Origin of the sequence: Sinorhizobium sp. B11, from assembly GCA_039725955.1 — a bacterium.
Lineage (GTDB): Bacteria > Pseudomonadota > Alphaproteobacteria > Rhizobiales > Rhizobiaceae > Rhizobium.
Genome location: CP091034.1, coordinates 4,656,186 through 4,662,500, shown reverse-complemented (window position 1 = coordinate 4,662,500; position 6,315 = coordinate 4,656,186). Strand labels below are relative to the sequence as shown.

Genomic DNA, 6,315 nt, shown 5'->3' with positions numbered 1-6,315 from the left:
CTTGCTGTTTTTGAGCGCTCGATCACACGCGCCAATTTGCCGGTCAAAATAGCCCGGTTTCGGGTCGGTTTTCGCTCGATACGGTCAAGCAGTCTCGATTTTCGGTGCCCTTCTTATATGGGAAGCATGGCCCCGAATTCCAACCGCTTGCCTCGACCGCCCCAATCGCTAGTCTGAAACAGTCATATCCAAGCCGATACGGAGTTTCAGAATGCTTGTCCTCGATGAAGAACAGACGCGATCCGCACTGCCCTGGGCGGAGCTTATCGACGCCATCGAGGCAATGTTTCGAAGCACCTGCGTCATGCCCGTTCGCCATCACCACGATATGGAGGTCCCCGGGGAAGAGAATGCCACTCTTCTGTTGATGCCGGCCTGGCTCCCCGGGCAATATACGGGCATCAAGACTGTTTCCGTCTTTCCCGGCAATGTTCGCCGAAGCCTTCCGGCGATTTTCGGAAGCTATCTGCTCTCCTCTGCAGCAACCGGCCAGATGCTGGCGGTCATCGAGGGCGGAGAGCTCACGGCACGCCGGACCGCAGCGACCTCGGCCCTGGCGTCGCGCTATCTTTCCCGGTCGGACGCCGAGGAAATGCTGGTCTGCGGTACCGGCCGACTTTCACTCAACCTCATGCAGGCACATGGGATAGCCAGACCGATCCGGCGCTACCATGTCTGGGGACGCAATAACGAAGCGGCGGAGAAGGTAGCCGAGGAGGCGCGAGCACTTGGGCTGCAGGCCGAAGCTGTGAGCGATCTTGGAGCGGCGGCGAAAACGGCCGATATCATTTCCTGTGCGACGCTCTCCAGCGAGCCGCTTATTCGTGGCGAGTGGCTTAAGCCCGGTGCCCATCTCGACCTTGTCGGCGCTTTCAAACCCAGCATGCGCGAGAGCGACGATGATGCCGTGCGTCGCTCCGCCGTATATGTCGATACGAGAGCCGGCGCGCTCAGCGAAGGTGGCGACATCGCGCAACCGCTGAAGAGCGGGGTATTAAAAGCAGACGATATACGCGGCGAGCTCGCAGAACTGATCGCTGGCACCTGCGGTAGACGGAAGGACGATGAGGAAATCACGCTCTTCAAATCCGTTGGTGCAGCGCTCGAGGATCTGGCCGCCGCCATCCTTGCCTATGAAATGGTGACGGGCGGAAAGTGAAGACCATGCCTTCTTTGCCGGAGCTTCCGGTTTCGCACATGCTGCCCGATATCAGCGCGGCGCTTGGCAAGGAGAAGCGCGCCGTACTTTCGGCTCCTCCGGGCGCCGGGAAGACGACGCTCGTACCGCTTCATCTGCTTGGCCAGGCCTGGCGCGCTGACGGGAAGATCATCCTGCTGGAACCCCGCCGGCTGGCGGCACGCGCCGCGGCAAGCCGGATGGCGTCTCTGCTCGGGGAGCAGGTGGGCGAAACGGTCGGCTACCGCATGCGCCTGAACAACAGGATATCGGCAAGGACGCGGATCGAGGTTGTCACCGAGGGAGTCTTCGCTCGCATGATCCTCGATGATCCCGAACTTTCAGGCGTCTCCACCGTCATCTTTGACGAATTTCACGAGCGGTCGCTGGATGCCGATTTCGGTCTTGCGTTGGCGCTTGACGTTCAATCGGCGCTTCGCGACGATCTTCGAATCCTTGTGATGTCGGCAACGCTTGATGTCGAGCGGGTGGCTGTGTTGCTTGAACATCCGCCTATCATCGAAAGCATGGGGCGAAGCTTTCCGATTGATATCCGCTATCAGGACCGACCAGGCGGCGAGCGAATTGAAGACGCAATGGTGCGGGCGATCGCGGGTTTTCACGCGAGCGAAACCGGATCGATCCTCGCTTTCCTTCCCGGTCAGGCGGAGATCACACGGACGGCAGAGCGACTCGAGGGGCGGTTCGGCGCCGAGACGCTGATTACACCGCTCTACGGCAATCTCAGCCAGAAGGAGCAGGATACGGCGATCCGCCCTGCGGCACCGGGTACCCGCAAAATCGTGCTTGCGACCTCGATTGCCGAAACCTCGATTACCATAGACGGGGTACGGATCGTGATCGACAGCGGGTTGCAGCGGCTGCCCGTTTTCGAGGCATCGACGGGCATCACGCGGCTGGAAACCGCGCGCGTTTCTCGTGCTTCGGCCGATCAGCGCGCCGGCCGCGCCGGAAGAACGGAGCCGGGCATCGCCGTCCGTCTGTGGCACCAGGGCCAGACGGCGGCGCTCCCGGCCTTCACACCACCACAGATCCTTTCGAGCGATCTTTCCGGTCTCGTACTCGATCTTGCCCATTGGGGCGTTCAGGACACAAAATCGCTGGCCTTTGTCGATCAGCCGCCGGAGACAACGATCAGGGAAGCCCGTGCGCTGCTGGTGCAGCTCGGGGCGCTGGACAAGGACGGCGCGTTGACAGCGCGCGGAAAGGTCATGCGCGACCTCGCCCTGCCGCCGCGGCTGGCTGCCATGGTGGTCTCGGCTGGTGAATCAGGTCATGCCAAGGATGCGGCGCTGATCTCCGTGCTTTTGACCGAGCAAGGGCTCGGCGGCACCAGCATCGATCTGGAAGAGCGCCTGCGACGGTTCAAAGGCGAAAAAGGCGAAAGGGCAGAGGCTTCGAGGCGGCTCGCGGGAAGGCTCTCGGAAGGCTTCAACAAGGTTTCAAGTGCTGAACCTGCGCTCGCAGGAAGGCTTCTGCTGCACGCTTTCCCGGATCGGGTCGCACTTCAGCGCGGCGCGCGCGGGCGATATGTCATGGCGAATGGCCGCGGCGCGGAGCTGGCGGAAACCGAGCGGCTGGCCGGCAGCCAGATGCTGGTCATTGCCGATCTGACGGGCCGGGCCGCGCAGGGGAGAATTCTGGCGGCAGCGGACATCTCCCGTGCCGACATCGAGGTTGAGCTGCCGAGCGAAATCCGGACGGACGACCAGACCTTTTTCGACAGGCAGAGCCGGCAGGTGCGGGCACGCCGGGCCACAAGGCTCGGAGCGATCATCTTCGAGGAAGCGCCGCTTCCGCGCCCCTCAGGCGAGGCGGTGGTGCGGGCGCTTGCGCAGGGATTGCAGGAACTAGGGCTCGATCAGCTTCCCTTTTCCAAGGAGGCCCTGCAACTTCGGGAGCGAATCGGCTTCCTGCACCGGACGATCGGTGAACCGTGGCCCGACATGAGCGATGAAGCACTACTTGACCGGATGGAAGACTGGTTCATCCCTTTCCAAACGGACGCGCGAGGGCTTTCGGATATTTCCGTCTCCGGGCTCTCCAACGGGCTGATGGCACTCGTGCCGCACGATCTGCAGCGCGATCTCGCACGGCTTGCTCCAACGCATTTCGAGGCACCAACGGGGCAGCGTCATCCGATCCAGTACGACGGCGAAGAACCAACGCTGACGATCCGGGTTCAGGAGCTCTTCGGTCTCAAGCAGCATCCGGCGGTCGCTGGGGGACGATTGCCCCTTCTTCTGGAGCTTACTTCTCCGGCCCATAGGCCGATCCAGACGACCCGCGACCTGCCCGGCTTTTGGGCGGGCTCATGGAGGGATGTGCGTGCCGACATGCGGGGGCGCTATCCGAGACATCCCTGGCCGGAGAGGCCTGACGAAGCGGCGCCAACGACAAGGGCAAAGCCCCGTGGTACATAATCTGCCGTCCTTGGAGCGCCGGCGTCGATGCTGTGAGAGTGTGGGCTGTAGGAGTATGGCGTGATCGAGAAGACCGAGATCCAGACACAAGAAGACAGGCTGAGCAGCCGCCGGCTGCGGTTGCAGACTTTGGTGCGATTGCGATGGCTGGCAGTTACCGGCCAGGCGGTAACGGTCGTCATCGTCGCCTTCCTCTTGAAATTCCCCCTGCCGCTGGTTGCCAGCTGCTCGCTGATTGCCGCACTCGCCTGGGTGAATTTCTATCTGATGATCCGCTATCCGCCGACCCACCGGCTTGAGCCGCCTGCCGCTTTCGCGCTTTTGGGTTTCGATCTTCTGCAGCTCTGCGCGCTGCTCTTTATTACCGGCGGCCTGGCCAATCCCTTTGCAGCACTGGTCTGCGTACCCGTCATCATTTCCTTCGCCTCACAGCCGATCCGCTACAGCACGGCATTGATCGGCTTTGCGATGGTCTGCATTACCGTGCTTGCCTTTTCGCCCTTCCCGCTTCCGTGGTTCGACGGGATGGAAATCAATGTCCACAATGTCATGCAGTTCGGTGTCTGGTGCTCGATCGCCTCGACGATGGCCTTTGCCGCCTTCTATGCCTACCGGGTGTCGATGGAAGCGAGCCAGCTTGCTGACGCGCTGGCGGCAACGGAGCTTGTGCTGCAGCGGGAGAAGCATCTTTCGCAGCTCGACGGGCTTGCCGCCGCCGCAGCCCATGAGCTCGGCACCCCGCTTGCCACGATCAGTGTCGTTGCCAAGGAAATGGAGCGCGAGCTCAAGAATAACGACCGGTTCCGCGAGGATGTGCAGCTCCTGCGCAGCCAGAGCGAGCGCTGCCGCGATATCCTTCGCCGGCTGACGACGCTCTCTGCCGAGGGCGATGCGCATCTGCGGCGGCTACCGCTCTCCTCGATGATGGAGGAGATCGTGGCGCCGCATCGAGAATTCGGTATCAAGCTGGAGTTGGTGGAGAAGAGCCCGCGCAGGGGCGAGCCTGTTACCGACCGCAATGCCGGCATCATGTACGGGCTTGGCAACCTCGTCGAGAACGCCGTCGACTATGCGCGGGAGAAGGTGACGGTCACGGTCGAACACGATCACGAAAAGGTGCTCATTGTCATCGAGGACGACGGCAAACGGTTACGCACCCGACATTCTGACGCGGATCGGCGAACCCTACGTCACCAAACGGCAGAAGGAAGATACGGCTGGAGGCCTTGGACTGGGGCTTTTCATCGCCAAAACGCTGCTGGAGCGCTCCGGTGCATCCTTGATTTTCGAAAACCGCGAACCGGAAAACGCCGGCGCTCGCATTCGAATCGAATGGCCACGCGTATTGATGGACGCAAATTCGACAAAATGACTTTGTGGGCATAAACAGGATATGAGCGGTTGACGCATTTCGGACATTCAACCGTCGGGACCGTAGCGATGACAGATCAGAATCACGAGATTTCCGCCGGCTCCAACGAGGAGCATATCGGGCCCGACCCGAGCCTGCTGATCGTCGATGACGACGGCCCCTTTCTGCGTCGCCTGGCGCGGGCCATGGAGGCGCGCGGCTTTCATGTGGAAACGGCCGAATCAGTGGCAGAAGGTGTAGCCAAGTCCAAAGGCAGGCCGCCGAAATATGCGGTGGTCGACCTAAGGCTCGGCGATGGCAACGGTCTCGATGTCATCGAAGCTATCCGCCAGCGGCGTGACGATACGCGAATCATCGTGCTGACGGGCTACGGAAATATCGCCACTGCCGTGACCGCGGTGAAGCTCGGGGCTGTGGATTACCTTGCAAAACCCGCTGATGCCGATGATGTGTTTGCCGCGTTGACGCAGCGGCCGGGAGAGAAGGCGGAACTGCCGGAAAATCCCATGTCGGCCGATCGCGTGCGCTGGGAACACATCCAGCGTGTCTATGAAATGTGCGAGCGCAACGTGTCCGAGACGGCACGCCGGCTCAACATGCATCGCCGCACACTGCAGCGCATCCTCGCCAAACGCGCTCCGAAATAATCAGACGTCGTCGACGTTGAAGGGCTTGCCGTTTGCCCATTCGGCCATCATCAGCCGCTGAGCAGCTGCGCGCGAGAAATTGAGCGTCACGGCCTTGCGGGTCGCTGGCGGCAGGCGGTGTTCAGGTGCTTCGCGCAGCATATGCGCCCCGTAACCATCTGAAAGAAAAAGGCCGCACTCTTCCGGGAAGATATCCAGGGGCACATCCTTATGTGTTGCAAAGAATAGCCTGTCGCAATGCAGGCGGTAATCCGGCCATTTGCGATCGACCTTGAAGTCTTCGATCGACGTCTTGATCTCGACGATCCAGACCTCTCCTTTTTCAGAGATCGTGATCAGATCGGCCCGGCGACCGCTCGCCAGCGGCAGCTCCGGCAGCACCGCGTGGCGCATGTCGTGAAGCAAAATCTGCATGCCACGACGCACCATCATGGCCCTGTCCGATTGCCGGCCATCGATTAACGGATTGTTATTGTAAACGCTCAAAATCGTCATGGATAACCATCAAGTGGGGTTGGCCGTTGTTGCAAAAAAGCCATGCGCTTTTAATTTGCGGCTCAGATGGATTTTGTCGCACCGCAGCAGCCTTGCAAAGGCAAAGTTAATCGAAAATAAACCATAAATAACGATGGTCGAAAGACTATCCTCCAATTGCCCAAAACCTTCACGAGTCAT

General features: G+C 60.8%; 5 protein-coding genes and 1 pseudogene. 4 read left to right on the top strand and 2 right to left on the bottom strand.

The window, feature by feature from the left end; translation table 11 throughout:
- Positions 1–211: 211 nt before the first annotated feature.
- The 4 genes and pseudogenes from LVY75_32930 (at position 212) to LVY75_32915 (ending at position 5,640) form a co-directional block, all read left to right on the top strand.
- Positions 212–1,159, top strand: a complete 948-nt coding sequence (locus tag LVY75_32930) for an ornithine cyclodeaminase family protein (GenBank protein XAZ23539.1) — start codon at positions 212–214, stop codon at positions 1,157–1,159.
- Positions 1,160–1,164: 5 nt separating this feature from the next.
- The gene (gene hrpB / locus LVY75_32925; GenBank protein ID XAZ23538.1) at positions 1,165–3,621 is read left to right on the top strand and encodes an ATP-dependent helicase HrpB; all 2,457 of its coding nucleotides are present in this window, start codon (positions 1,165–1,167) and stop codon (positions 3,619–3,621) included.
- Between the two features lie 60 nt (positions 3,622–3,681).
- Positions 3,682–4,993, top strand: a pseudogene (locus LVY75_32920) (ActS/PrrB/RegB family redox-sensitive histidine kinase).
- A gap of 68 nt (positions 4,994–5,061) precedes the next feature.
- On the top strand, positions 5,062–5,640 hold the full coding sequence (locus LVY75_32915) for an ActR/PrrA/RegA family redox response regulator transcription factor (protein XAZ23537.1): 579 nt from the start codon (positions 5,062–5,064) through the stop codon (positions 5,638–5,640).
- Here the strand turns inward: LVY75_32915 and LVY75_32910 are convergent, their stop codons facing one another.
- Positions 5,641–6,135: an MmcB family DNA repair protein gene (locus LVY75_32910; protein ID XAZ23536.1), complete on the bottom strand. Its 495-nt coding sequence runs from the start codon at positions 6,133–6,135 to the stop codon at positions 5,641–5,643. It abuts the gene before it with no gap.
- 9 nt (positions 6,136–6,144) lie between these two features.
- Positions 6,145–6,315 (bottom strand): hypothetical protein, encoded by a 171-nt coding sequence (locus LVY75_32905; GenBank protein ID XAZ23535.1) that lies wholly within the window; start codon positions 6,313–6,315, stop codon positions 6,145–6,147.

Excerpts from the sequence above, each read along its gene's own strand:
- LVY75_32930 (XAZ23539.1), top strand. The coding sequence starts at position 212 with ATGCTTGTCCTCGATGAAGAACAGACGCGATCCGCACTGCCCTGGGCG.
- hrpB (XAZ23538.1), top strand. The coding sequence starts at position 1,165 with ATGCCTTCTTTGCCGGAGCTTCCGGTTTCGCACATGCTGCCCGATATC.
- LVY75_32915 (XAZ23537.1), top strand. The coding sequence starts at position 5,062 with ATGACAGATCAGAATCACGAGATTTCCGCCGGCTCCAACGAGGAGCAT.
- LVY75_32910 (XAZ23536.1), bottom strand. The coding sequence starts at position 6,135 with ATGACGATTTTGAGCGTTTACAATAACAATCCGTTAATCGATGGCCGG.
- LVY75_32905 (XAZ23535.1), bottom strand. The coding sequence starts at position 6,315 with ATGACTCGTGAAGGTTTTGGGCAATTGGAGGATAGTCTTTCGACCATC.